This window comes from Rhodococcus sp. T9N (assembly GCF_024436645.1).
GTDB classification, from domain to species: Bacteria; Actinomycetota; Actinomycetes; order Mycobacteriales; family Mycobacteriaceae; genus Rhodococcus_F; species Rhodococcus_F qingshengii.
On record NZ_JAMSKS010000013.1, the window covers coordinates 105491 to 131077 of the forward strand.

At 61.9% G+C, this 25587-nt stretch carries 29 protein-coding genes; 13 read left to right on the top strand and 16 right to left on the bottom strand.

The features are described 5' to 3' along the window. The first annotated feature begins 5 nt into the window (after window positions 1-5). From M1L53_RS20935 to M1L53_RS20945, 3 genes are all read left to right on the top strand, one after another. A complete protein-coding gene (locus M1L53_RS20935; protein WP_003944352.1) occupies window positions 6-1187 on the top strand; it encodes an acyl-CoA dehydrogenase family protein in 1182 nt (393 codons plus the stop codon). Between the two features lie 39 nt (window positions 1188-1226). Beyond that, window positions 1227-2138, top strand: coding sequence for a biphenyl-2,3-diol 1,2-dioxygenase (gene bphC, locus M1L53_RS20940; protein ID WP_007726736.1), 912 nt, complete (start codon window positions 1227-1229; stop codon window positions 2136-2138). Window positions 2139-2368: 230 nt separating this feature from the next. Continuing rightward, the gene (locus M1L53_RS20945) at window positions 2369-3151 is read left to right on the top strand and encodes an IclR family transcriptional regulator (RefSeq protein ID WP_007726735.1); all 783 of its coding nucleotides are present in this window, start codon (window positions 2369-2371) and stop codon (window positions 3149-3151) included. Window position 3152: 1 nt separating this feature from the next. Here the strand turns inward: M1L53_RS20945 and M1L53_RS20950 are convergent, their stop codons facing one another. Further along, on the bottom strand, window positions 3153-3854 hold the full coding sequence (locus M1L53_RS20950) for a PadR family transcriptional regulator (protein WP_003944324.1): 702 nt from the start codon (window positions 3852-3854) through the stop codon (window positions 3153-3155). Window positions 3855-4094: 240 nt separating this feature from the next. Here M1L53_RS20950 and M1L53_RS20955 point away from each other — a divergent pair, with 240 nt between their 5' ends. The 3 genes from M1L53_RS20955 (at window position 4095) to M1L53_RS20965 (ending at window position 5339) form a co-directional block, all read left to right on the top strand. After that, window positions 4095-4595 (top strand): flavin reductase family protein, encoded by a 501-nt coding sequence (locus tag M1L53_RS20955; protein WP_007726733.1) that lies wholly within the window; start codon window positions 4095-4097, stop codon window positions 4593-4595. 112 nt (window positions 4596-4707) lie between these two features. Continuing rightward, window positions 4708-5094 (top strand): nuclear transport factor 2 family protein, encoded by a 387-nt coding sequence (locus M1L53_RS20960; RefSeq protein ID WP_003944423.1) that lies wholly within the window; start codon window positions 4708-4710, stop codon window positions 5092-5094. Continuing rightward, complete coding sequence (locus M1L53_RS20965) at window positions 5094-5339, top strand: hypothetical protein (RefSeq protein ID WP_007726731.1); 246 nt, start codon at window positions 5094-5096, stop codon at window positions 5337-5339. Before M1L53_RS20960 ends, M1L53_RS20965 begins: the two co-directional genes overlap by 1 nt. On the opposite strand, the gene M1L53_RS20970 is transcribed toward M1L53_RS20965, so the two are convergent. Continuing rightward, complete coding sequence (locus tag M1L53_RS20970) at window positions 5312-5797, bottom strand: flavodoxin family protein (protein ID WP_003944338.1); 486 nt, start codon at window positions 5795-5797, stop codon at window positions 5312-5314. The two genes, M1L53_RS20965 and M1L53_RS20970, sit on opposite strands and share 28 nt — an antisense overlap. Window positions 5798-5916: 119 nt before the next feature. Between M1L53_RS20970 and M1L53_RS20975 the strand changes: the two genes are divergently transcribed. After that, on the top strand, window positions 5917-6351 hold the full coding sequence (locus M1L53_RS20975; RefSeq protein ID WP_039972698.1) for a nucleotidyltransferase domain-containing protein: 435 nt from the start codon (window positions 5917-5919) through the stop codon (window positions 6349-6351). After that, window positions 6348-7025, top strand: a complete 678-nt coding sequence (locus tag M1L53_RS20980) for a uridine kinase (RefSeq protein WP_054187131.1) — start codon at window positions 6348-6350, stop codon at window positions 7023-7025. Before M1L53_RS20975 ends, M1L53_RS20980 begins: the two co-directional genes overlap by 4 nt. On the opposite strand, the gene M1L53_RS20985 is transcribed toward M1L53_RS20980, so the two are convergent. Then, window positions 7003-7623, bottom strand: coding sequence for a TetR/AcrR family transcriptional regulator (locus M1L53_RS20985; protein ID WP_039972697.1), 621 nt, complete (start codon window positions 7621-7623; stop codon window positions 7003-7005). The two genes, M1L53_RS20980 and M1L53_RS20985, sit on opposite strands and share 23 nt — an antisense overlap. Before the next feature lie 91 nt (window positions 7624-7714). On the opposite strand from M1L53_RS20985, the gene M1L53_RS20990 reads away from it, so the two are divergent. Then, window positions 7715-9085 carry a cytochrome P450 gene (locus M1L53_RS20990; RefSeq protein ID WP_007726721.1) on the top strand — a complete coding sequence of 457 codons (1371 nt, stop codon included), beginning with the start codon at window positions 7715-7717 and terminating at the stop codon, window positions 9083-9085. A gap of 72 nt (window positions 9086-9157) precedes the next feature. Further along, the gene (locus tag M1L53_RS20995) at window positions 9158-9400 is read left to right on the top strand and encodes a hypothetical protein (RefSeq protein WP_003944403.1); all 243 of its coding nucleotides are present in this window, start codon (window positions 9158-9160) and stop codon (window positions 9398-9400) included. Between the two features lie 57 nt (window positions 9401-9457). Here M1L53_RS20995 and M1L53_RS21000 read toward each other — a convergent pair whose 3' ends face one another. Together M1L53_RS21000 and M1L53_RS21005 are read right to left on the bottom strand one after the other, a co-directional pair. Next, entirely contained in the window at window positions 9458-10729 is a 1272-nt protein-coding gene (locus M1L53_RS21000) for a DICT sensory domain-containing protein (protein WP_007726720.1), read from the bottom strand. 236 nt (window positions 10730-10965) lie between these two features. Beyond that, the gene (locus tag M1L53_RS21005; protein ID WP_228401988.1) at window positions 10966-11277 is read right to left on the bottom strand and encodes an STAS domain-containing protein; all 312 of its coding nucleotides are present in this window, start codon (window positions 11275-11277) and stop codon (window positions 10966-10968) included. Between the two features lie 423 nt (window positions 11278-11700). On the opposite strand from M1L53_RS21005, the gene M1L53_RS21010 reads away from it, so the two are divergent. After that, window positions 11701-13134: an FAD-dependent oxidoreductase gene (locus M1L53_RS21010; RefSeq protein ID WP_054187130.1), complete on the top strand. Its 1434-nt coding sequence runs from the start codon at window positions 11701-11703 to the stop codon at window positions 13132-13134. 21 nt (window positions 13135-13155) lie between these two features. On the opposite strand, the gene M1L53_RS21015 is transcribed toward M1L53_RS21010, so the two are convergent. From M1L53_RS21015 to M1L53_RS21035, 5 genes are all read right to left on the bottom strand, one after another. Next, window positions 13156-13806: a hypothetical protein gene (locus M1L53_RS21015; protein WP_003944437.1), complete on the bottom strand. Its 651-nt coding sequence runs from the start codon at window positions 13804-13806 to the stop codon at window positions 13156-13158. Beyond that, on the bottom strand, window positions 13803-14105 hold the full coding sequence (locus tag M1L53_RS21020; RefSeq protein ID WP_042452216.1) for a hypothetical protein: 303 nt from the start codon (window positions 14103-14105) through the stop codon (window positions 13803-13805). The genes M1L53_RS21015 and M1L53_RS21020 overlap by 4 nt, the downstream gene beginning before the upstream one ends. 115 nt (window positions 14106-14220) lie before the next feature. Next, complete coding sequence (locus M1L53_RS21025; protein ID WP_007726714.1) at window positions 14221-15051, bottom strand: mycofactocin-coupled SDR family oxidoreductase; 831 nt, start codon at window positions 15049-15051, stop codon at window positions 14221-14223. A gap of 4 nt (window positions 15052-15055) precedes the next feature. Next, on the bottom strand, window positions 15056-15853 hold the full coding sequence (locus M1L53_RS21030) for a mycofactocin-coupled SDR family oxidoreductase (protein ID WP_054187129.1): 798 nt from the start codon (window positions 15851-15853) through the stop codon (window positions 15056-15058). Beyond that, window positions 15850-17475 (bottom strand): NAD(P)/FAD-dependent oxidoreductase, encoded by a 1626-nt coding sequence (locus M1L53_RS21035; RefSeq protein ID WP_007726712.1) that lies wholly within the window; start codon window positions 17473-17475, stop codon window positions 15850-15852. The genes M1L53_RS21030 and M1L53_RS21035 overlap by 4 nt, the downstream gene beginning before the upstream one ends. A gap of 267 nt (window positions 17476-17742) precedes the next feature. Here M1L53_RS21035 and M1L53_RS21040 point away from each other — a divergent pair, with 267 nt between their 5' ends. Further along, window positions 17743-18183, top strand: a complete 441-nt coding sequence (locus M1L53_RS21040) for a hypothetical protein (RefSeq protein WP_054187142.1) — start codon at window positions 17743-17745, stop codon at window positions 18181-18183. A 7-nt stretch (window positions 18184-18190) separates the two neighbouring features. Here M1L53_RS21040 and M1L53_RS21045 read toward each other — a convergent pair whose 3' ends face one another. Further along, on the bottom strand, window positions 18191-18850 hold the full coding sequence (locus M1L53_RS21045; protein ID WP_007726710.1) for a response regulator transcription factor: 660 nt from the start codon (window positions 18848-18850) through the stop codon (window positions 18191-18193). 176 nt (window positions 18851-19026) lie between these two features. Between M1L53_RS21045 and M1L53_RS21050 the strand changes: the two genes are divergently transcribed. Continuing rightward, on the top strand, window positions 19027-19488 hold the full coding sequence (locus tag M1L53_RS21050) for a hypothetical protein (protein WP_054187128.1): 462 nt from the start codon (window positions 19027-19029) through the stop codon (window positions 19486-19488). 91 nt (window positions 19489-19579) lie between these two features. Here M1L53_RS21050 and M1L53_RS21055 read toward each other — a convergent pair whose 3' ends face one another. From M1L53_RS21055 to M1L53_RS21075, 5 genes are all read right to left on the bottom strand, one after another. Then, window positions 19580-20755, bottom strand: coding sequence for an NADH:flavin oxidoreductase (locus tag M1L53_RS21055; protein ID WP_042452220.1), 1176 nt, complete (start codon window positions 20753-20755; stop codon window positions 19580-19582). 132 nt (window positions 20756-20887) lie between these two features. Continuing rightward, window positions 20888-21607, bottom strand: coding sequence for an ABC transporter ATP-binding protein (locus M1L53_RS21060; protein WP_003944438.1), 720 nt, complete (start codon window positions 21605-21607; stop codon window positions 20888-20890). Beyond that, window positions 21607-23457, bottom strand: a complete 1851-nt coding sequence (locus M1L53_RS21065; RefSeq protein ID WP_054187127.1) for an ABC transporter permease subunit — start codon at window positions 23455-23457, stop codon at window positions 21607-21609. Before M1L53_RS21065 ends, M1L53_RS21060 begins: the two co-directional genes overlap by 1 nt. A gap of 1 nt (window position 23458) precedes the next feature. Further along, the gene (locus M1L53_RS21070; RefSeq protein WP_007726703.1) at window positions 23459-24316 is read right to left on the bottom strand and encodes a branched-chain amino acid ABC transporter permease; all 858 of its coding nucleotides are present in this window, start codon (window positions 24314-24316) and stop codon (window positions 23459-23461) included. Next, a complete protein-coding gene (locus M1L53_RS21075; RefSeq protein WP_054187126.1) occupies window positions 24313-25527 on the bottom strand; it encodes an ABC transporter substrate-binding protein in 1215 nt (404 codons plus the stop codon). The genes M1L53_RS21070 and M1L53_RS21075 overlap by 4 nt, the downstream gene beginning before the upstream one ends. Window positions 25528-25587: the final 60 nt, after the last annotated feature.

Genomic DNA, 25587 nt, shown 5'->3' on the forward strand with positions numbered 1-25587 from the left:
ACAACATGACGTACGAAGTGCTCGAACAGATCAACGCGATGGCCGACGACATCTTCGCCGAAGGCATCGAGGCCGAGCGGATCGGCCGGGTAGCCGACGACACTGCCAAGAAGATGAAGGCAATCGGTTCCATCCGCATGCTGCAGCCCAAGGAGCATGGCGGCATGGAGGCGCATCCGCGCGAATTCGCCGAAACCGTCATGCGCATGGCTTCACTGAACCCGTCGGCCGGCTGGGTCCACGGGATCGTCGGAGTTCACCCGTGGCAACTCGCGTTCGCGGATCCCAAGGTGCAGCAGGAGATCTGGGGATCCGATCCCGACACCTGGATGGCATCGCCGTACATGCCCGGCGGAATGTGTATCCCCACCGACGGCGGCTACAAGTTCTCCGGTCGCTGGCAGTTCTCCTCCGGTACCGACCATTGCGACTGGGCATTCCTCGGCGCGATGGCGTGCGACAAGGACGGCAACATGGAGATGCCGCCGCGCATGCTCCATGTGATCATTCCGCGCACCGACTACGAGATCATCGAAGACTCGTGGGATGTCATGGGACTTCGCGGCACCGGCTCCAAGGATCTCGTAGTCAAGGATGCGTATGTCCCCGATTACCGCGTCATGGACTGCGACGAGGTCATCGACGGCACGGCAGTGCGCAAGTACGGGCGCACCGAGACGCTGTACCTCATGCCGTGGTCGAACATTTTCCCCCTCGGAATCACCGCCGCCACGATCGGCATCTGCGAGGGAATGCTCTTCCACGCCAACGAGTACCAAGCCGATCGCATCAACGCGCAGGGCACGGCGATCAAGGACGACCCGTACACCTTGTTCGCCATCGGTCAGGCAACCGCCGACATCCGGGCTGCGCGCGACACCCTGCTTGCCAACGTCGACCGCATGTGGGATCGAGTGGACGCTGGCAAGGAAGTGACCTTCGAGCAGCGCGCGGAGGGACGTCAGACTCAGGTACAGGCCGCCTGGCGCGCCGTCAACGCAATCGATCAGGTCTACCCACGCTGCGGTGGCAACGCATTGCGGATGGACAAGCCGCTTCAGCGATTCTGGCGCGATGCTCATGCTGGACAGCATCACGCAATTCACGTGCCGAGCACCGTTTTCCACGCCGCATCACTGAGCCGTCTCGGCGCAGACCCGCAGGGTCCGCTGCGGGCGATGATCTGATCAGACTTCGACACAAGAAATCGACAGGAAAAAGACACGATGACACGCACTGACATCAAGGGACTTGGCTACGTCAAGATCTCGACCAACGACATGGCACGTTGGCGCACTTTCGCTTTCGACGTTCTCGGCTTCGCCAAGGGCAGTGGGCCGGACGAGAACGCGCTCTACCTACGACTCGACGAGCGTGCTGCTCGCATCGTCGTCGTCGAGGGTGAGCGCGACGAGATCGTCAACATCGGTTGGGAGGTCGCCGACCACGCCGCACTGCGCCGCGTTCAAGAAGCACTCGAGAAGAACGGCACCGAGGTCGAGCAGCTTTCGCTCGCCGAAGCAGATGCTCGACGGGTCGAAGAGGTCATCGCCTTCACCGATCCCGGCGGAGCAGCCATCGAGGTCTTCCACGGAGCGATCCTCGACCACAGCCCCGTGGTGACGCCCTTCGGCGCTCGATTCGTCACCGGCTCACAGGGCCTCGGCCACGTCGTACTCCCCGTCATGGACAGTGCTGCGAGCTTCGACTTCTACACCGAGGTGCTCGGCTTCTACCCGCGCGGCGCCTTCCGCCTGCCGGCCCCGCCTGAATTCGGGCCGCTGCGAATCCGTTTCATGGGCGTCAACGAGCGTCACCACAGCTTGGCCCTGTGCCCGGCACCGCACGGCGGCGCACCCGGCCTGATTCACATCATGGTCGAGGTGGACACCCTCGACGCCGTCGGCCAGGCACTCGACCGCGTGATGAAGGACGGATTCTCCGTGTCGTCGACCCTGGGTCGTCACACCAACGACAAGATGATCTCCTTCTACGTCCGCGCACCCGGCGGCTGGGACATCGAGTTCGGCACCGAGGGCGCGAGGGTGGATCAGGACTCGTACTCCTCCGAGGAGATCACCGCTGACAGCTACTGGGGCCACGACTGGTCCGGAAGCGAACCACTGGCAGCTATGTAGTACCCGCCGGTGGCGATCAATACCTGCCGGTGGCGATGTAATACCTGCCAGTAGTTAAACGACGAGGGGGTTTGCGCGAGCATTCGCGCAAACCCCCTCGTCGTTTCCACCGCGACGCGCCCGAAAACAGACCGGTGATCCACTTCACAAATCCGTAACTTTATGACACTATTTCTAATTGAAATAGCCAGTTCACTGGTTGTGGAGCTCTAAGAGAAGTGAGGTACACGATGACACTGCAGGCTGTGGATGCTTTAGGCGCCGATTCGGCCCCGACAGCAATTCTCGATCGCGTCTCGCTGGTTCTCGACGCCTTCGACGGTCCCGGCAGGTTGACGCTCGCTCAAGTCGTTCGGAGCACAGGCCTTCCCCGCTCGTCTGCCCACCGCATGCTCGAACGTCTCGTCTCGATGCGTTGGCTGCGTCGCGACGGCCGTGACTACGAACTCGGTATGCGCCTCGTCGAACTGGGATCGCTCGCGGTTCATCAGGACCGCCTCCACGCTGCAGCCATGCCCCTTCTCCACGAGCTCTACCGAGTCACCGGATTCGTGGTTCACCTCGGCATCCTCGACGGGCCCGATGTGGTCTACATGGAGAAGATCGGCGGACGCCTCGCCGCCGCAGTGCCGACGCGTGTCGGTGGTCGACGCCGCGCCGAGACCACTGCGATCGGTCAGGCACTGCTCGCGTTCGGTTCGCCGAAGTCCTCGGGCTACGCACTGCCCCACCTCGCCAGAATCCGCGAGTCCGGGGTGGCCTTCGAATCCGGAAACGGCCTACCGGGATTCAGCTGTCTTGCGGCACCGATCGGCCCCATCGGCCGCGCCGTCGCCGCGGTATCCATCTGCGCGCCGTCGAAGGCCCTCCGCCTCGACCACGTCAGCGCAGCGCCGGTACGTATGGCGGCCGCTGCAATTTGGCGAGGCATCGACGGCGGATCGCTGAGCGTCACTCCGACTTTGCAACGTCGTCATCTGCTGCGCAACATGCCGACCGCAGCCGGGGCCTGACTCAGATACTCGAACCGTTGCCGGTGAGCCCGGCTTGCTCGAGCGCCAACACGTACTCCTCGACGTTCTTCCATTTGCCAGGCGTCGAGGGCAACGGTGATCCCAGTCGGTCGTGCTCGGCGACGTTCGCGAACTCGGCGGTCGCACGATCGATGTCGTCGAGCAGTTCGCGAGCAAGTTCGATCTCGGCTCGGAAGTACCGTTCCGACCATCGCAACGTCATGACCGGGAACGACCAGGCCGGCTCGTTCTCGGCATGATCTGCGTGGAGTTTCGCGCGTCGAATCTGCTCTTCGACATTGGCGATGTGGGCTTCCACCAGCGCCTTCAGTCGCTCGGGCTCGTTGAGGTGTCCCATCCACAGACGCAACATCACACCGTGCTTGAGCACCGGAACTTCCACCGGTGCCTCCCGTGACCACGTCCGGACGGCGTCGGTTCCTGACTGAGTAATGGAGTAAAGGCGCTTGCCTCGCACCCCTGGTTCGGAGACGACCCGGGACTCCACGAACCCAATGCTTTCGAGCTTCTTCAGTTCTGCGTACACCTGGCTGATGGACGGGCTCCAATAGAAGAAGCCGACACTCCAGTCAGCCCACTTCTTCAAATCGTTTCCGGTCAGCTCCTCCCCGAACGTCAGCATCCCGAGCACTGCCCAGCTGGTAGCGGGAAGTCCTCGGGACACGTCATCAGGTTCGGACATGCCCGAAGTCTAACAATCACTGGTCATTTGCTGGTTTCGTAGAATCCGAACGGACCGCTGAGCGGGATCAAATTTGCTCGAAACCCCTCCACCTGCCACTCGGTCGGTCCTGACCCGTGCCGAGAAGCCATTGCTGCCATTGAGTGGGACTGCCGCTGGATTACGGCCGCGGCGCCACACATCGTTGCTTCTGAAGCTGTTTGCAGAGTTTTGAACAAAAGATTTGAACAAGGAGACGACATGACCGTGGAAAACGCCGAGCCGCCAGTTCTGGACGGACGCACACTTCGCAACGTGATGAGCAATTTCTGCACCGGCGTCACCGTCATCACCGCTCACGACGGAAATTCACCCCTCGGTTTCACCTGCCAGTCCCTGGTCTCGGTATCGCTTGATCCCCCGTTGCTCTCGTTCTGCCCGGCGAAGACGTCGACAAGTTGGCCGAAGCTTCGCGAAACGGGAACTCTCTGCATCAATGTTCTCGCCCACGATCAGCAGGACATGTGTTCGGCGTTCGCTCGCGGCGGGACGGACAAGTTCCTCGGCGTCGAGTGGGATGCCGCCGGCAACGGTGCTCCGGCGCTGAGCGGCGCGCTCGCCCGCATCGAAGCAACGGTCGAGCAGGAGCACGACGCCGGTGATCACACCATCGTCGTCGCACGCATCACCGATCTGAACGTGCTGCGCCACGACGGTCCGCTTCTGTTCTACCGCGGCGGGTTCGGACGCTTCGACGCCTGAGTGCTCAGGCTGTCCCGCTGCGTGGGAGATGCCGGCGCCGAATCGAGCCCGCACCGATAGCGTCCGAAGTAGTTGTCAGACCCTGAACTTCTCGACTGATCGGACTAACTCGATGACCACTCTCGAACCAGACACCACGGCCGCGATCACGGCGACGGTTACCACCTACCTCGACGCCGTGGCTCGCGGATCGTCAGCGGACATCGCCGCCCTCTACGCCGAGAACGCGACGCTCGAAGACCCGGTCGGCAGCGAACCCCGCGTCGGCAAGGCCGCGATCACCGAGTTCTACGGCGCTCTCGAGGGCGGTTCGCAAGAGACGGAACTGCTTACCTTGCGGGTGAGCGGATCCAGCGCGGCCTTCCACTTCCGCGTCGTCACACCGGTGGGCGATCAGGTCTACGAGGTCGAACCGATCGACGTCATGACTTTCGACGAGGACGCCAAGATCACGAGCATGCGCGCCTTCTGGTCACCGGCCGATCTGATTGCACGCTGATGCGTCAGGTCAGTTGCCGCAACTGCGGAAACCGTGTCCTCGTCGAGAAGTACAGCGAAGCGCACACCAGCGTCCAATGGCTCGAAGAGTCGCAGGAAGTGTGCCCGGAGTTGGGTCGCGCGAACAGCCGTGCCAACGCTCAGCGGACGTGTGGCGCTCTGCGCCAGACGATCAACGACCTTGCCGACGCCGGTGAGCTGGAGATGAGCCTGCGCAGCTACCCGGTGCCGGGCAAGCTGTCCTGAACGCTTCCGCGTAGCATTTCGGCGAACATGCGCGCCGATTCCAAGTCGTCGGCGTTCGGCCGCCCCTTCCGGATACCGCCGAAAGGCTTGAACGGGAGATAGGTATCCCACGCACGGGACGAGAAGGCTGCGACCACATCGAAGCCCTTCTGTTCGAGCAACTGAACCAGTGGACGCGAGAAGCGATGAATCCCCTTGTCAGGAAAACCACTGGTGGCGAAGACAAAAGCCTTGGATCGCCGTTCTTCGGGGAGTGCCTCGACGAACGAGCGTAAATCTGCGTGGTACGAGCGTAGGTAGATGCCGGAGCCGAACCCCACCAGGTCGTAGTCGGCGAGCTGCGCGGCGTCGATGTCACCGGGCTCGACCACGCGAGCATCGAGAACTTCTCCGATGACGTCGGCGATCAGCTTCGTATTGCCATGGGAGACAGAGGTACACACGATGATTGCTTTCATCGGCTGAGTTCTCTCATTTTGGACATACGCATCCCTCCGCCTGGTTTGTCACTGACAGTTCCAGGATAGAGGCCCCGGCGAAGCTACGGAGAAGGGTGGCGATGGGGAATGATGCCGGTATGTCAGCAAGGTTGAAGGGGCGAAGACGTGCGGTGAACGCGCTGCTCGTCGACGTCGAACGATGGGCCGCTGAGCACGATGACGTCAAAGCTGTAGCGCTGGTCGGGTCCTACGCGCGCGGCGCGGAGCGTATGGCGAGTGATCTTGATCTGATGATCCTGGCCGACGACGCGAACGCGCTCGCAAATGAAGACTGGTTCGACCGGCTCCGCCCCGACGCGCGATTCATCAGAGCCGCCAACTGGGGGCCAGTCCGAGAACGACGCTTCCGCCTACGGTCCGGTCTTCTCGTCGAACTGAATTTCGCGAGCGAGAGCTGGGCCGACCTTCCGCTCGACGCGGGCACTCGACGCGTCCTCGAAGACGGCCACCGAATCCTGTACGACACCGGGCCTCTTCGCGTCGCTACGAGCGAGGGAAGAACTGCTCGATGAGCACCAAGACGGTCTTCGAGACCTTGGCCGCCGAAATAAACGCGCTGCGCGGCTCTCCCGTCGTCGCGATCGACGGCGTCGACGGGAGCGGCAAGACGACATTCACGAAAAGTCTTGCAGCACAGCTGAATGAACGCCCCGCCATTGTGATTCACGTCGACAACTTCCTCAATCCGCCGGAGATTCGCCATCGCAGAGGTCGGCTGTCACCGGAAGGCTTCTGGCTCGACAGCTACGACTACGACGCCCTCGAGCGTCATGTTCTCGCCCCTCTGAGACCGGGAGGTAACCGCGAGTACCGACCACGACGGGACAGCGACGCGTACTTGCATGCAGCCGACGGAGCCGTAGTCCTCGTCGAGGGACTCTTTCTGCATCGGGACGAACTTGCTTCCCGATGGGACTATTCGATCTTTCTCGACGTGCCCTTCGAGATCACCGCCGAGCGAATGAACCTTCGCGACGGAACGAACGCGGATCCGGAACACCCGTCGATGAACCGTTATGTCGGCGGCCAACGTCTGTACTTCGCGGCTGCAGAGCCCTGGACCCGCGCGGACAGTGTCATCGACAATTCAGACCCGAAACTGCCTCGAATCACGACACATGCCGCCCACTGGAGTTGGCAGTCCGCATCGCCGGCCCCGCGTTTCATCGGTGCGCTGTGGATGTGAATTGGAAGGTTGCGGCATCCACGATCTCAGCGGGCGTGATGTCGATTTCGCCGTTGAGCCAGGCCGTCACCAATTCGGCCAGGCCGCCCACGAACAGTAATCCGTTGATCTCACCCTGATGGGGAGGCCAAGCTCGATCGCCGTACAAGAGCGCAGCCTCGTCGGCCACCATCTGCGCGAACCCACGCAGCGCTCCCCGCCTGTGAGTGCGCAGCGGCTCGTAAGCCACCGACTCGACCATCGCGACACGCCCTTTTCGAGGATCGTCCGTCAGGATGTTGACGAACGAAGCAATGGCGCTCCGCACGCGCTCCTCCCGTGTCCCATCGGTCGTTCGGAGTGCAGCCATTCCGGCCACGCGCACCTCGTCGACGATTCCGTCGAAAACCTGCTGGAGGAGTTCGTCCCTGCTGGTGAAACTCTCGTAGAAATATCGCTCTGTCAGCTTGGCATGCGCACAGATGGCGGTCATGGTGGCACCCTGCCTGCCCGCGGCTGCAAACACGTCCAGTCCTGCTGCGAGCAAGCTTTCACGCCGAAGCGCGGCCCGCTGCTCACCACTCAGACCGGCATATCGACGGGGTGTGGGAGAAGCCATGAGTCGATCTTGACAGACAACGCGACTGTGACGCAGACTACCCCCATCTGACAGGCGCCACTGTCAGATGCAAACGGAAGGCAGGTACGTGATGTCGAAAATCCTGGCCGCTCCACCCATCCGGTCGCAGTTGCGTCCCATCTCAGGCAATTCGGGACTACCCGGAATAGGGCAAACTTTCGAATACATCCGCGACCCTCTCGCTCTGATGCAAAAACGCTGGGATCGTTACGGCGAGGTCTCGTGGTTCTCGATGGCCGGTAGACGGTGGGTCGCAGCCCTCGGACCCGACGCATGCCAAGAAGTTCTCCAGAACAAGGACCGCGCTTTTGTCAACAGCGACGGTTGGTCAGTGCTCATCGGCCCCTTCTTCCACGGGGGTCTGATGCTTCTCGACTCCGAAGAGCACCTACGACAACGACGCATCATGCAACAAGCCTTCACGAGATCGCGTCTCGAAAAGACCGTGGACGTGCTGAATCCCGCGATCGCCTCCGCGCTCGACGCCTGGACTCCGTCCGATGGCTTCCGCGCCTACACCGCTCTCAAAGCTCTCACACTCAACCTCGCGACCGACATCTTCATGGGCGGCGCGGAAGGGACCACTGACAACGAAATCGACTCTGTGAAAAAAGCTTTCGTCGATTGCGTGCAAGCTGCAACCTCGGTGATCCGTTATCGAGTTCCCGGCACCAGATGGAAGCGCGGCCTCGACGGGCGCCGAACCCTCGAAAACTTCTTCCGCCGCTACCTACCTGCGCGCCGTTCACGCGAAACCGACGACCTGTTTTCCGTTCTCTGTCACATCGAATCAGACACCGGACAGCGCTTCAGCGACGGCGAGGTGATCGATCACATGATCTTCCTGCTGATGGCCGCACATGACACCTCCACCATCACCATCTCGACAATGATGCAATATCTCGGCCAGAATCCTCAGTGGCAGAACAGATGTCGGGCGGAATCACTCGCACTGAGTACGTCGACGCCGAGCTATGCCGAACTCGACCAACTCGCAGGCTTGGACCTGGTGATGAAAGAATGCCTCCGACTCGTCGCTCCCGTGCCGGTCATGGCTCGCCGAGCGGTGTGTGACACCCAGATACAGGACCACTTCGTACCCGCTGGGACCTACGTGTCAGTGGTGCCACATTTCACTCACCACATGCCGCAGTACTGGCCCGACCCCGAACATTTCGATCCCGAACGTTTCGCGGACCACCGACGTGAAGACAAGGTGCACCGGTATGCCTGGGAACCGTTCGGTGGAGGCGTGCACAAATGCCTCGGCATGCACTTCGCCGGCGTCGAAATCAAAGCGATCATGCACCACCTGCTCACACGCTTCGATTGGCAGGTCGCGCCCGGCTACACCGCCCCTCTCAACTACATGTCCTTGCCGTTCCCCTCCGACGGACAGCCGATCGATCTGAAACCACTCACGACTTCTCATGACCGGTAGCGACCGAACAGACGTCAGGATCAACTCGCACATGACTACCGGCACAGACGCTTTCGAAATCCAGAGGAAAACATGAGCACTCGGCCCGCCCGAAACCGGCATGCACGCGCTGCTCCGAAACCAGAGGTCGTCTCAGCGGCGGAGTTCCTACTCGCAGAATCCGACGCCCATGTCTTCCGTCGCCGCTATCTCGAACTGCTCACCCACACCACAGCGCCGGATGGCGCAACCGTCACGGACTACACGGTCGCCGAAAGGTATCTACTCAACTCTGCAGCAAAGAGACGTGCTGCGCGGCGCCCGGCCACTCCTTAGCCACGATCGCCGGTCGGGCAGCGCTCGCGGCGAACGTCGAGAACATCGGTACGGGGTTCACGAATTCGTCTTGGGGTAACGACGAAGAATAGAGTGCGCTGCCTGGGTGACGGTGGTGCGATCGTAGGTTTGCACGAAGTCGAAGGTCCGCTCGAGATCTGGACCGTTGTCATGAAGATCTCGCGCCGACAGCATCGCCGCATGGTGTGGTCCCAGAGTGACGACCGTCCACTCGTTGACGAGATCATCACCCGGGTCGAGCGGTGCGTGTTGAACTTTACCGTCGAGCATCACGGACAGTCCGACACCGTAGACACCGGCAAACCCTACGGTATCGGCGAGGTGACGCCACCGTGCTGTTGTGGATGCGGTGAAATGCTCGGCTTGTTGAAAGGTGCCCAGAACAAGCATCGAGGAACCCGATGTGGCGGCTTGCGCTTCGAGAGACTTACTCAGTTGGATCAACAGACGCTTGGTACCGCGCCGGATCCGGCTGTGAGCAGACACGATCGAGTAGGGAGTGCCCACGTCGGGGATGGGATCACTCCACACCGGACTGTCGGGCATCGCGACGACCGGTTCGGACAACAGTGAACTCGGATCGTCGACTGCGGGATACAACTCACCCGTTCCGTATGTGGCTCCGATGGTGATTGCGGCAAGACGGGACGATTCCGAGTCGACACCCTCGGCAAGGATAATCGCGTTCGATCGCTCGACGTAGGCGCCGAGCGCGTGCACCGTCGTTCCAACTTCGAAATATGCCGCCTTGGAGAGTAATTCAGCGGAAGTGATAATGATGTCGGGTTCGACCAAAGACAGAAGTGTCGCCGAGTGCCTGTCGATGCCGACGCCGTCGAGTGCAATCAGACGCCCGCCCGCGCGGGCTTCTCTGATCACTGCCAGAGAGTTGTGGGGATCGGTAAGCACCGATGCGCTGTCAACCGTGATGACGATCCGTTGCAGATTTCTCGTCACTCCTTCGATACCAGGAGCGTTCAGAGCTGCTCGGGAAGCCGAGTCGACTGCCACCAGCAACGGCAGGCGATCCGCGACGGTGCATGCGAGTGCAGTACGGGACATGGCCAGTTTGTGACTGTCGAATTCCGAGCGTTGCTGCATCAATTGCGAGGCGCGACGGAGGGCATGCGCCGAACACAGAGAGGAATTGTCAGGCCCACGCAATTGCAACTCGGCGCCTGCAAGTGCGTGGTCGTCGAGGCGGCGTATCGGTGCGAACTGCATGCTTACTTCCAGACCAATCACATCGGAGAACTGGGTGATCGGAGAATTCGACGATGTCGAACCGTTGCTGGTGTCATACGCCATGGTGTGGCTCTTCACTACGAGTCGGGACCACCAAGCGTTCATGCGGCCGGACGCGTCGATGGCAGCGCCGGCTGCTCGACACCGAACGAGAATACCGCAAATCTCGGCGCAACCCGGTGACGACAACCTGATCCCGCGCCGCAAAGTGCACATCGACACGCAGATCAGACCAGATACCAAGTCAACGCGTATCGAGCACTGCTCACTTCACATCGTTCGTGGGAGTTGTTTCCGGCTCAAGCACCGAGAGCATCAGCGGTCGACGTGGCAACGCCCGCAATGAGTTCGGAGGCGCCGAGAGCCTGAAAGATCATGGAGACCGCTCGCGTCGGGGCAAACAAGCGAATGCGGTTGTTGCCACGCCCCGCAGCATCGACAACGGCATTCGCCACTCCGGACGACATGAAGGTCACGCCGGAGAGATCGACGTGAATATCGGTTCCGACCAGGAGAAGTCGGTCGAGCGCGTGCACCAATTCCACCCGCTGACCCATGTCCAATTCTCCGGCAAGTCTCAGTACCGCATACGAAGGGGTGTAGCTTTCCACGTCGATACTGTACCGATGCCCTTCTCGGCCGGCGCTGTCAAAGAGATCGAGAACATTTGCAGCTGAAGAACGTTCGTTGATCGTAGTCATGAAAGCCTCTTGTCTGGACTCGGCGTGCCCCACCGCCCGAATCAGCGATGAATCACTGTGCGTCGGATAACCAACCGTGTCGGTCACTGCGTTCCAGACGAACTCTGCCACCGGCAGGTTTCGCCGACACAACCACATCTATAACGCTAGGGTCTCGAAAACGTCACAGCGCGATATCGCACTTTTGGCGCCACCCCCGACGCACTGAACCGCTACCTCGCCTGGCCCCCGACGTGCCTGCGGGGCGACGTCTCTGCGGCGTCGACCACTGGCTTTCTCGCTCATCGGGAAGGTGGGTTCGCCGCACCACCATTCCGCAATACCTTCTGTGACATGGATAACATTGTCGACGTACTCGTCATCGGATCGGGCGCTGCCGGATCGGCCGCAGCGCTCCAAGCGCACGCCGACGGCGCATCGGTCGTGATTCTGGAAAAGAGCGGACCTGATTCCGCGGGCGGCAACACTCGACTGTCCGGCAGTGGATGGTTCGTCAACCAGGACCCCGCTGCCGCCCGAACCTTCCTGCGTTCGTTGAACGGGGAGTTCCCCGTTGCCGAGGACGTCATCGATGCCTGGGCCGAGAACACTCACGGACTGTCCGACTGGATCCGCAGTCTGGGTGCAACTGTAGCGATGACCGGCGATTTCCATTCCGCGGCAGAGTTCGCCGAACTTGACGGAAGTTCTTGTTACGCAGGGATGGACACCGTCGAAGGGAAGATGGGCAATGAACTTCTCTACCGGTTCCTCGTCTCCGCTCTCGCTGAACGCGGCGTCACAACACTATTCGACACCGAAGCCACCGGACTGCTGACGGATGAATCCGGAGCGGTGACCGGAGTCGAGATCCGTTCGGGTGAAAAGACTTCGCAGATCCAGGCACGCCGGGGCGTCATCCTTGCCACCGGAGGATTCGAAGCAAATCCGACGATGGTGCGCGACTACTTGCGTCTGGAGAATCCGAAGATCTGGGGCTCACCATCGGCAACCGGCGACGGTCACCGCATGGCACAGGCCGTGGGCGCCGATCTGTGGCATATGAACAACATGATGACCATTACGGGAATTCCCGGCGACCTCGAAAATCCGACTGGATTCTTCCTCGCACTGTGGAACGCGCACAACTATGTGTTCCTCAGCCGGGAAGGTAGACGCTTCACCGACGAGTCAGCCGAAATGCGGCATGGTCATGTGTTCAGAGAGGGTTCTTACCAACACTTTCCGGTGCAACCGATGAACGTCGTCTTCGACGAGACGATGAGGTTGGCCGGACAGCTGAGCCCCGGCCGCGACGCACTGCCCGTCGGCCACAGGGTTCTCGACGAAGGGTACGAGTGGAGCTCGGACAATCAAGCCGAGATCGACAAGGGATGGATCCTAAAGGCGGACACGCTCGCCGAACTCGCCGAGAAACTCGGACTGGACCCAACAGTCGTGGAAACGAGCGTGCGACGCTACAACGAGGCGTGCGCGGACGGCATCGACCATTCGTTCGGCCGCAATCCCGAAACTTTGGCCCCGGTGGCTACCGCTCCGTTCTACGCCGTCTCCGGGTCGCCACTGCTGGGATGGAGTAGCGGTGGGCCGCGCCGCGACGGTCATTCCCGCGTACTCGATACTGCCCGCAATCCGATTCCTGGCCTCTACGCCGCGGGCGCGGTCAGTTCCACCTACAGCGCGGCGAAGGACGGCGGATTCCACATTGCCGACGCCTTCGCATTCGGCCGTGTCGCCGGGGCCCATGCCGCCGCGCGTAAAGCTTGATATCGCCGGCCTTTCGACTGACTAGCCACGCACGATTACGTGGCTGGTCAGTTGTGGTCGATCGTCACGCAGATGAATCCTCTGCGCCGGATGAAACCGGGATTCGTACCGGGACGCTATCGCCTCGGCCGTCCCGTAATAGCTCACATCGCGCGGACGTCCCTTCGCACGCCGCAAGGACTCGTCGAAGCTTGCTTCAACCCAGATTCGTAGGTCGAACTGATCTCGCATCAGTCCGCGAAAAAGCAGCACTCCCTCGACGATCACAATGGCGCGATCCGGGACTCGTGGCTTCGACACCACAGATTCGTCTGTCTCCGGATCAGTCGAGACGTAGGAAATTTCGGTAACTTCGGCCAACCGTAGCGGCACCATCACACGGCTACTCAGGTTCGAATAGTCGTACGCATCCTCGAGATACCCACGCACCGTGTCAGGATCTTTGTTCCGTACCGCTTTCGCAGTCGAGAACTCGTCCCCATGGATCATGATGAAGTCATGGCCCGACTTCGAGATACCGGCAGCCAACTCGTCCGCGATCGTCGATTTTCCGGAAGCCTCGATTCCCGAGATCCCGACAAAAGTGCGTCCGGCCCGATCTTCGTGGCAGCGCACGACGTGCTCGACTAGAGAACCCGAATCATCCGCGCCGAAGGTCTTCTGCCGATTCACACCCGAGCAGCCTTGACCTCGTCGAAGAACGCGATGACGGCTGCCTCGTTCTCCGGCGGAACAGTCAGCGATGCCCGTGGACCCGCTACCGCGATCGAGTCGTCGGCGAGCCTGTTCCCGATGGTGAGTTTCAGTCCCGACTTCGACGGTTTCGCCTTCACCGCAATGTGTTCGACATGCCAACGAGCCACTTCGCTCGTGCTCGCGGCGGTGCGGTCGAAGACCTCCACCGTGCGGTGGTCGAGGACCATCACGATGTTGATCCCGACGGTGACTTCCAGATAGCGCCGTTCCGCCACGGTGTACGCCTTTCGGTTAGGTGAAACCGACGCTACACACCGTGGCGGAACTCAGCGTGTCAAAACCTCAGCTGTTCAAGATTTCAGCTGTTCAAGATTTCAGCTGTTCGAAACCTCAGCGGGACGAACTTCCTGCATCCACCGGCAGGGCGACCGACGTGATGTAGCGAGCCTCGTCGGAAGACAGGAACAGAGCAGCGTTCGCTACGTCCACCGGTTCGATCCACGGAATGGCGAGCATGTTCATCGTCATCGCTGCGGCAGCAAATTCTTCGCGCGTCGGGTTCTCGAGATCGGGGCGGAACTTGCCGCGCACCAACGGGTTTTGAATCATGAGGGTGTCGACGTTGGTGGGATGGACCGTATTGACGCGTACGTTGTGCGGAGCCAGTTCCTTTGCCAGCGAACGCATCAGACCAACGACTCCATGCTTGGCTGCGGTGTAGTGCGCGACTCCGACCAGCCCCCGAAGTCCGGCGATGGAGCTTGTGAGTGTCATCGATCCCCCGCCCCGCGCGATCAAGTGCGGAGCCGCGACGGTCGTGGTGTGCCACACGCCGGTCAGATTGACGTCCAGCATGGTCTGCCACATCGTTTCCGACATGGTCAGGGCCCCGTCGGAGGACGTGATACCAGCTGTAGCGCAGACGATGTCGAGACCACCGAGCGTTCCGACGGCCGAGTCCACGGCACTGCGTAGTGCCTCGAGATCCCGAACGTCCACTACCGCAGATTCGACCTTTCGCCCCAGCGCCCGGATCTGCGCCACTGTCTCATCGAGATCGGCCTCCGTCGCGGGCGGCGTGACTGTGGTTTCCACCGAAGTGCACACGTCGACCGCGATGATGTCCGCGCCCTCTTCGGCAAAACGCACGGCCTGAGCCCGCCCGATTCCTCGTGCCGCACCCGTGATCAGCGCGATCTTGCCTTCCAATCGAGAAGTCATCAATTCACACTTTCTGGGTCAGGCCGGCGTCGACAATCAACTGACAGCCGGTCATGTAGCGGGACTCCGCGGATGCGAGGAACAGGACCGCATTACTGACGTCCACCGGATCGACCCAGGGAACGGGCAGCAAGTTGCGAGCGCTGAGCACTGCAGCAGCGTCTGCTTCGGTGGGATTCTCGATGTCCGGGCACAGGTTCGCGAACACTCGCTCGTTGATGATCATCGGGGTACGTACCGAACCCGGATGCACGGAGTTGACGCGGATACTCTGCGCCCCCAACTCGTTGGCCAGCGTTCTGGCCAGGCCCACCACGGCATGCTTGGCTGCGCTGTAATGACTTGCTCCGGCAATACCTTTGATTCCCGCTGTCGAGCTGACCAGAACGACGGATCCACCGTCGCCGAAGTGCGGAACGCAGGCCTTGACGGTGTGCCACGCCCCGGTCAGATTGACGTCCAGCGAGCGGTTCCACACTGCAGGATCGATGGTCCACGACGGTCCCGGCGTGTCGTAGACGCCTGCATTCGCGACCACGACGTCCAACCCGCCGAGTTCGGTAACGCACTCGGCCACGACGGCGGCCAGACCGTCGAAGTCCCGAATATCCGCCACACCGGTGACCGCGACACCGCCTCGATCACGCACTGCCTGAGCGGTTTCCGCCAACCCCGATTGCGCCTGTTCGACATCCAACGCGATCACGGACGCGCCTTCCTCGGCGAGCCGCTCACAGTGTGAGCGTCCCATTCCGCCGGCCGCACCCGTCACGAGTACCCGCTTGCCCTCCAGCCGGCTCATGCGTGCACCGCGCTGTTCAGCTCGAAGCCTCGGTATCCCGCTGCTGCCACGTCTGCACAGATGTCGGAGTAGACACCGAAGCCTCCGATGAAGGGCATGAATATCCTCGGCTTTCCCGGGATGTTGGCTCCCATGTACCAGGAGTTCGCGGATGGGAACAATGTTGCCGACGCCCGGCGTGAGCACTCCTCGAGCCAGTTGTCCACGGCTTCGGCACTCGGCTCGATGGTGTCGATGCCCGCCGAATCGAGGTGGTTGATCGCGTCGGCGATCCAGTCGACGTGCTGTTCGGCAGCGAGAATCATGTTGGACAGCACACTCGGGCTGCCCGGCCCGGTGACGATGAACAGGTTCGGGAAGCCGTGAACTCCCAAACCAAGATAGGTTCTCGGACCCGCATGCCAGTTCTCTCGCAAGGTCTCGCCGTTGCGGCCACGGATCTCGATGCGATCGAGTGCCCCGGTCATCGCATCGAAACCGGTGGCGAACACCAATGCGTCGAGTTCGTAGTGCGAGTCGGTCGTCTTGATCCCGGCCTCGTCGATTGCCTCGATCGGTGCGCTCTTGAGATCGACCAGGCTCACGTTGTCACGGTTGTAGCTCTGGTAGTAGTCGGTGTCCGTCACGATCCGCTTGGTCCCGATGGGGTGGTCGTTCGGGATCAGCAGGTCGGCGATGGCCTGATCTTCGACCACCGATCTGATCTTGGCCTCGGCAAATGCGGCCGCCGTCGCGTTGGCGTCGATGTTGCTGGTCTGGTCTGCGAAGGTTTTGGCGAACAGAACACCGCCGAGCTTCCACCGCTCCTCGTAGGCCGCGTTCCTCTCGGCCTCGGACACCTCGAGCGCGCTGCGAGGATCCGAAACGAACGGAGATCCACCGCCACTGCGCTTGGACAGCGCTCGACGCTCGGCGTAGTCGGCCTTGATCTCTGCGCGTCGTTTGTCATCGAGAGGCGTGTTTCCCGCCGGCACACTGTAATTCGCGGACCGCTGGAACACGAAGAGGTGATCGGCCTGCTCGGCGATCAACGGAACGGACTGGATGCCCGACGATCCGGTGCCGATCACTCCCACTCGCTTGCCGGTGAAATCGACGCCCTCGTGCGGCCAGAAGCCGGTGTGGAAGACCTCACCGCCGAAAGTCTCGCGACCTGCAATGTTCGGAACGTTCGCGGTCGAGAGGCTGCCCGTGGCGCACACCACGAACCGCGAGGTGACGTCATGACCACCGTCGGTGTGCACTCGCCACGTCGACGAGTCCTCGTCGAACTGTGCGCTCAGGACACGGGTATCGAAAGTGAACCCACTGCGTAGGTCGAAGCGATCGGCGACGTGATCGAGGTAGGACAGGATCTCCGGTTGCGCGGCGTACTTCTCGCTCCAGTCCCAATCCTGTTGCAACTCTTCGGAGAACGAGTAGGAGTAGTCGAAACTCTCGACATCGCAGCGTGCGCCCGGGTAGCGGTTGAAGTACCACGTGCCGCCCACTCCGGAGCCCGCCTCGAAGCCGTGGACACGCAGCCCCTGCTCGCGAAGTCGGTGCATGGCGTACATGCCGGCGACGCCGGCGCCGATGACTACGACGTCGAGTGGTGCGGTAGAGAAGTCAGGATCGGTCATGGTGGCCACGCTACGAGTGGGTTGAATGGTAGAGGAACAGGTTCTCCCGCTGGGTGGGCGGAGCCTCCACCCCATGACGCTGGGTGGGCGGAGCCTCCACCCCATGACGCTGGGTGGGCGGAGAGCGCTGTGTCCACCGATCGGCGGACAGCGATGTCGTCCAGCACTCGGACCCGTAGGTGGACAGACCCGAAGGGATTTCGGGGCCATAGTTGTCTCATCACAGAAACACACGGTCACCGAGACCGACAAATCGAGGAGAACATGATGAGCACCAACACAATTCGACCCGAATCACTTTCCTTCTCCGGCCTCAGCATGGCAGCTCTGGTTGCCCGCTCCGCCGGTACGAACACGGTGAAGTCGATGACCGACACATCCGTCACGACGGCGATGATCAGCAATTCGGGCCGCGGGGCCCTGTATCTGGTCCACGCGTCCAATCCGAACGGCGACTGGGTCGTCCCGCCGGCGGACTACATCCTCCCCAACATGAACGTGAACGTTGTGGCCACGAGCAAGAACCAGAACGACTTCCCCATCGTGCTCACGTACCGCTCCGACGACGGTGGGGTGTTTGTCTTCAGTGCTACCAACTCGAAGACCAGGGCGGATGCCGGCGGTACGCACGCCCCCGACAGCCACGACGTCACGGTGACGATGACCTCGGGTTACCCGGCCATGAACGTCACGTACGTGCTTCGGTGACGCTTGCTCACTCCAACAATCCCTGCCGCATTGCAGCGGCGACGGCCGCGCCTCGATCGTTGACTCCGAGTTTCTCGTAGAGGCGCTGCACGTGGGTTTTGACGGTGGAGGGCGCAAGAAAGAGTTGTGAGGCAATGGCCGGGATGCTGGCGCCCTGCGCGATCAATCCGAGAACCTCACGTTCGCGGGCGCTGAGCGTCGGACCGGAGGGTTCACTACGACGCCGAACCTCTCCTACCAATCCGGCGGCGATACTGGGCGGCAACACATCTCGTCCCGCAGCACAGTCGAGCACGGCGCTCACGATCTCGGCGCGAGTGGATTCCTTCGGCAGGAATCCGGCAGCACCGGCTTGCAGGGCCTGGTACACGACAGACGATTCGTCGTGAGCGCTGAGCAGAAGCACACGCGTCGGAAGCTCGTCTCGAACGACTGCGGCGGCGACCTGAGTTCCATCCAGGTGCGGCATCCGGAAGTCGAGCAGCGCGACCTGCGGGCGTAGTTCGCGGATCATTGCGAGCGCTGCTGCGCCGTCGTCGGCCTCGCCCAGGACGTCGATGCTGTCACTGCCGGTCAGAGCCCGAACCACGCCCTCACGGAACAGTGGGTGGTCGTCGCCGACCACCACGGAAACCTTGCCGGCCAGCGGCTTCGTGCCTTCGCGCATTGCTCACTTTCTCACGCCCGTACCAGCAATGCGAGCACTTACGCCTCCCCCGATCGGGGGACAAGAGATTCAACCCCGCCACGGCCCCGTCGGCGGACATACTGCAGCACTCATTCGCGACAAGATTGATTCATCGCCGAGAACGGCAACCACACACCATCCCAGGAGCAGACATCATGCGTACCAACACCACCCGCTTCGTAGCAGTCACCGCAATCGCCCTCACTGTCGGCGGAACCGCACTGGGAACCGCAGCGATCGCCAACGCCGGCACCATGCCCACCGACGGCCCGACGGTTGCCATGACCATCACCAACAACACCGACAACCCGATGCTGCTGGACAGCGCGTCCAACCCCTACGGACAGTGGATCAACGGCCCCCGCTCCTACCTGGCCCCGCACACCACCGAGATCGTCACCGCCTACAGCAGCGATCCCCGCGGTATCGGTGTCGACGTCACCTACAACGTCGCCGACGGCGTCCAGACGGTCATGGCTGCCAACAACTACGTCGGCAACCCCACCCTCGACGGGACTCGCATCATCGGCGACCCGACGCACGTCATCCTCACCGACTACATGGCCACCGGCTACCCCACGATGAACGCCTCCTACGACGTCTTCACGCAGAACTGAACCAAGCGTTGATGCAACCACGAACTTGATCCGCTACGGCCCACGACCCGGTATCCGCATGGATGTCGGGACGTGGTGTGCGCTGACCAGCTCAGACGCGTTCGACCAACACGCAGCGGGCGCCACTGAAGATCGTGGGCATGCACTTGTTGCAGTGGATGCACAGTGATTGGGTATCGGATTCGGCCGCGATCCGATTGATCAGATCCGGTTCTCTGAGCAGCGCCCGTGCCATGGCGACGAACTCGAACCCTTCCGCCATTGCGGTATCCATGCCCGCTTTGTCCGTGACACCCCCGAGCAGCACGAGCGGCAACTTCACCGCAGCACGAATCTGCCGAGCCTCTTCCAGCATGAACAACGGCTTGTACGGATAGGTATGCAACATGCTCTTCCCCACCAACTGCACACCGAGTCGAACAGGTTGCGGCATCGCGGCGGCGAACTCGCGGATCGGCGCATCGCCCTTGAACAGGTACATCGGGTTGAGCAGTGAACTGCCCATCGTCAACTCGAGCGCGTCGACGCTTCCGGATGCTTCGAGCCACTGCGCCACCTGGATTGCTTCGTCCACCCAGAATCCGCCTGGCACACCGTCGTCCATGTTCAGCTTGGCCAAGATCGCGATCTTGTCACCGACGGCATCGCGCACACTGCGTGCAGTTTCGAGTACGACGCGAGCCCGGTTCTCCAGCGATCCGCCGTAGGAGTCCTTACGACGGTTGAGTTTCGGGCTCAGGAACGAGCTCGCGAAATAGTTGTGACCGAAGTGGATCTCGACGGCGTCGAATCCTGCCTCGACGGCAAGTCGCGCAGCGCTCCCGTGCGCGGCCGCAATTCTGGTGATGTCCGCTGTCGTGGCAGTGCGAATCATCCTCATGCTCAACGGATTGAACGAACTCGACGGTGCCAGCGCGGGCAGTCCGGTCGACTTCTGATTCGCCACGGGACCGGCATGGCCGAGCTGCGCCGACGCAGCAGCACCTTCGGCGTGAATGGCATCGGTGAGCCGCCGAAGCCCGGGGAGGGCATCGGGCCGCATCCAGAGCTGGCCGTATTCGGTGCGCCCTTCCGGTGCGACGGCGCAATACGCGACGGTGGACATCCCGACTCCGCCGGCGGCTGGGCGACGATGGAACTCGATCAGCTCGTCGGTGACCAGGGCGTCGGGAGTTTTGCCTTCGAATGTCGCGGACTTGATGATTCGATTTCGAAGGGTCACCGGGCCGAGCTTCGCCGGGGCGAGCACGTCGGGAGCAGTGGTCATCGAGTTTGCCTCTCGCGGGAGTTGTTTGCAGGACGGTAGATCGATGGCCCCGAGCCGGCTAGGGCCCGTGCCACGGAGCGGGAAACGGCTTCAGCCCGGCCGAGGTGGCCGGGCTGAAGCCGTCATTGCCGTTCAGACGCGTCCGAAATACGCATCCTTGAGCACTGCCAGGTCGTCGATGTCCTTGGCATCGGCGTCGAGAACCACCTTGCCGATGTCGAGGACCGTGACATGATCGGCGACGCTCATCGCGGCCTCGACTGCCTGCTCGACCAGTAGAACAGCCAGGCCGGTTTCCTTGAGTTGTTGGACGCGGTCCATCACCTCACCGACGATCACGGGAGCGAGACCGCCCGAAGGTTCGTCGAGAAGGAGCAACCTCGGCTGCGCCATCAGCGCTGCGCCGATCGCGAGCATCTGCTGCTGACCGCCCGACATGGAACCGGCCGGAAGCGAACGCTTCTCCCCCAGGATCGGGAACATCTCGTACATCGATTCGACGGATTCCATAAGCTCGCCGCGCTTTGCCTTGCGGGTGTACCCGCCCAGCAGGAGGTTCTGCTCGACGGTCTGCTTGTGGAAGACCCGCTTGCCCTCCTGCACGTACGCCATCCCCTGTCGTACCCGTTTGTGCGCGGGGACTCCGGTGATGTCGGCGCCGTCCATCTCGACGGTTCCGGAGGCCACCTTGTTGAGGCCGGACAGGGCACGGAGCGTGCTCGTCTTGCCTGCGCCGTTGCGTCCGAGCAGGGCGGTCACCTGACCGGGATAGACGTCGAACGAGACATCCCAGACGACGCGCAGATCGCCGTACCCGGTCTGCAAGTTTCGGACCTTCAGAATCGGTTCCATCACTTCACCTCACTGGTCTGATGGTCTACCGCGCCGATTTCTTCGAGAAGTGCTTCTTCGTCACCGGACTTGACTCCGAGGTACTCGCTCAAGACGCGTGGGTGATGTTCGATGGTTGCCGCATCGCCGGTGGCGATCACCTGCCCTTGCGCCAGCACGACTATCTCGTCGGCCAGCGAGAGGACGAGGCGGAAGTTGTGCTCCACCAACACCACTGTCGCCCCGGCATCTCGCAGTACCCGGATCAGATCTGCCAGGCGTTCGAGTTCGTCCTCGTCGAGTCCGGATGCCACCTCGTCGAAGAGGACGACCCTCGGTTCGGCGATGACGGCGCGAGCAACCTCGAGCATGCGACGCATCCCCAGGGGCAGCGACGTCGCGATCTCGTTGCGCAAGTGCGACATCCCCACGAGTTCGAGGACACGCTCGGCCTCGACGATGTCGGCCTTCGCGATCCTGCGGAAGCTGGGCAGGCGAAGCACAGCCGACGCCATCGACGCTCGGTGCACCGAATAACGTCCGGATGCAACAGCTTCCAGAACCGTGATGTTTTCCGGAATCGTCGGAGTTTGGAACGTGCGCGCCACACCCACGCGCGCCACCTTGTGCGGCGACGACTGCGAGACCACCGTGTCACCGATCGTGATCACGCCCGCATCTGCGGTGTAGAAGCCGCAGATCATGTTGAGCATGGTCGTCTTACCCGAACCGTTGGGCCCGATCAACGCGGTGACCTTACCGGCCTCTGCGGTCAGGGTTGCCGCATTGAGCGCCTGGTTGCCACCGAACGCTTTGGACACTCCGCCGACCACCAACCGTGCTCCGTTGATCGGCGCCAGTTCCGGTGTCCCACCGCTGTTTTCCTTTGCGGTGACTACGCCCAGGCCGGCCTTGCGATCGAGTTTCGAGACGATCGCTCGCCCGACCTTGGTCAAACCCCCGGAGAGCAGCACACCGCCGATGATCAGGAAGCCGCCGTAGAAGATCAGCGAATACTCCTGGAACGCCGTCGACTGGTTGGGACCGAGCTGCATGATCGCGGCACCGACCACGGCGCCGTACACACTTGCCGCACCGCCGAGGATCGACGCCGCCAGAACTGCTGTGGCAAAGGTGAACCCGAAGGCTTCCGGCGAGATGAACAGGTCGGTGTTGGCGAACAGCGCACCCGCCAGACCGGCGGGGAACGCACCGATGGCATAACCGAGCAGCTTCATCCGGAACACCGATACACCCTGCGACGACGCCAGAACCGGCGACTGCTTGAGCGTGCGGAACGCGATGCCGTGCCGCGAGACCACCAGGTTACGCATCACCGCGAACCAGAGCACGGTCACGACGACGACCACCATGTAGTACTGCTGGGTGTCGAGTTCGGAACCGAAGAACGTCGGCGGCTCCATACCGGTGAGGCCGTTTCGGCCGCCGGTCTTGCCACCGAAGATCGCCAGTACGTCAGGTACCAGCAGAACCAGGAAGAACGACGTCATCGCCAGGGACCAGTTGCCCAGGCGCAGACCGGGAACACCGGTCAGGATTCCGACCGCCAGTGCCACTGCTCCGGAGGCAGCAAGCTGAAGCAGAATGTCGGTGTGACCTGCCTGGGACATCAGACCCGCGGTGTAGGCACCGGCCGCGTACATCGCTGCCTGGCCGAGTGCCAGTTCACCAGCAAAGCCGAGGCTCAAGTTCAGGCCACTGACCACAAGTGCCAGGATGCAGGCCAATTGAATCTGACGTGATGTCGACAGGTCGAGTCCCATCACGGGCAGCAGCAGGATCACCACGGCCAGGACGAGTGGGATGATCCAGCTCGGTAGGGAACGGGAAGTCCGCCACGCACTTACCATCTCACACCACCCGTTCTCGGACATTGCCGAACAGTCCAGCCGGTTTGACCATCAAGATGACGATCAGCACCGTGAAGACGGCGATATTGCTGTACTGACTTCCCGCCCACAGGGCGGTGAACGATTCCACCAGGCCGACGGTCAGACCGCCGATCAAAGCGCCAGGCAGAGAGCCGAACCCGCCGATCGCCAACGCCACGAATCCCTTGAGGGCCAACGCTGCACCCAACGTCGCAACTGCAAACGTCTTGGGGCCGACGAAGAGTCCGAGGACACCGGCCAAGGCACCCGAGAAGGCAAACGCTCCCAGTGCCAACCGTCGTACGTTGACTCCTCGCAGCATCGCCGCTTCACGATCCTCGGAGATGCCGATCAGAGCCAGACCCGTCATCGTTTTCTTCGAGACGTAACTCAACCCGACGACCAGTGCGATCGCCGCAACCAGCAGAGCGATCTCGACCGGGTAGGTACGGCCGCCGAGCAGGGTGATCGGTTCGTTCGATCCGAAGAACGGAACCGTGAGAGGTTCACTACCCCAGATCAATTGAGTGGCGCCGTTGAGCAGAGTTGCGACACCCAACGTCGTGACCAACTGGTTCTGGTGATCGGCCACCGGTCTGATCGCGACGATCTCCTCGACCGAGGCGAGGAGCATCACGGTCACGGTGGCCATGACGGCCACCACGAGAACGGGGAGTTTCAGGGTCACCAGACCCGTGTAGGCGACAAAGGTGCCCACCATCATCAGCTGAGCTTGAGCGAAGTTGAATGTGTTGGAGGAAACGAAAACGATGTTGTACCCGATGGCAACCAGCACGTAGACCGCGCCGAGCGCCAATCCGGACCACAGAATGGTCATGACGCAGCCGGGTTTCCGAACTGACCGTTGAGGATCTTCGTCGGACTGATGAACTTCAGCTCGCTGGTGTCCGGGTTCGGGCCGTGGTTGTCGGAGCTGAAGTTGTAGCGCGAGAGGAATGCGGTCTTGGCATTCTCCTGGACCTCAGTGGTTTCCAGTGCTTCGGCGAGCTTCTTCGGATCGGTCGAACTGCCGACCTTCTCCGCTGCCGCCGCGACGAGGGGGAAAGCGTCGTAGTTGTCCGCGAGGATCAGCGTCGACGGGATGGAGCCCAGCGAAGCCATCGTGTCCACCATCGTGTTGACGAGTGCGTTGTTCGGATCGAACACCGTGCTGCTGAACACCTGCGTCACCAGGTTCTTCACCTGCGGGGTGCCGAGCACACCGGCCGGCGGATCATTCGCGATCAGGTTGGTGGCAGACACCGAGGTGTTTCCGACCAGCGGCACGTCCCAGCCGAGTCGCTCGAGGCTTTGCAACACGTATCCGAGAGGAGCGCCGTACGCATCCAAGGCGATTGCCACGGCACCCGAATTCTTGAGCGACTGCAACTGCGCCGTCATGTCCAAAGCGGCGGCGTCGTACTCCTCGTTACCGGCGGCCTTCAGACCTGCGGATTGCAAAGCACTGGTCATTTCTTCGCCGAACAGCTCACCGTAAGCGGTGCTGCCGTGCAAGACTCCGACGCTGCTGTAACCCTTGGACTTCGCGTACTCGGAAATTCCGCGAGCGGTATCGGTCGCACCCGGAGCCAGATCGAAGTTGAGCGGGAACTTCGAGGGGTCCGTCGAATCGGGCGAGGGAGCCATGCTCATCGAGAGAATGTTGTTCTGCTTGAGGATCGGCAGAACCGCAGCCGCGATCGACGACGGACCCGAGTTCAGGTAGAGGTCAGGCTTGTTCCCCGAATTGATGGCTTCGCGCAGCTTGGTGACGGCGATGGTTGCGTCACCCGCGTCGTCCACCGTAGTGAGCTCGATCTGACGGCCACCGATCCCCCCGGCTTCGTTCTGCACCTGAACGCCCGCCTTGGTGGCGAGCAGCGAGGTCTGCGAATTAGCCGCGAGAACTCCCTGTGCACTGATCCCGCCAGTCAGCAGCACACGGTAGGGCGAGTCCGCACCTCCGTCGGACTCCGAAGAACCACTGCACCCTGCAAGAGCCAGAGCCGTCACGGCAACTGCCGCAACAAGAATGGGCCGACGATTCATGTCTGCACTCCTAGAACACATGTATGCACCGAACGTCAGGCGAATACCTGACGAAAGAAT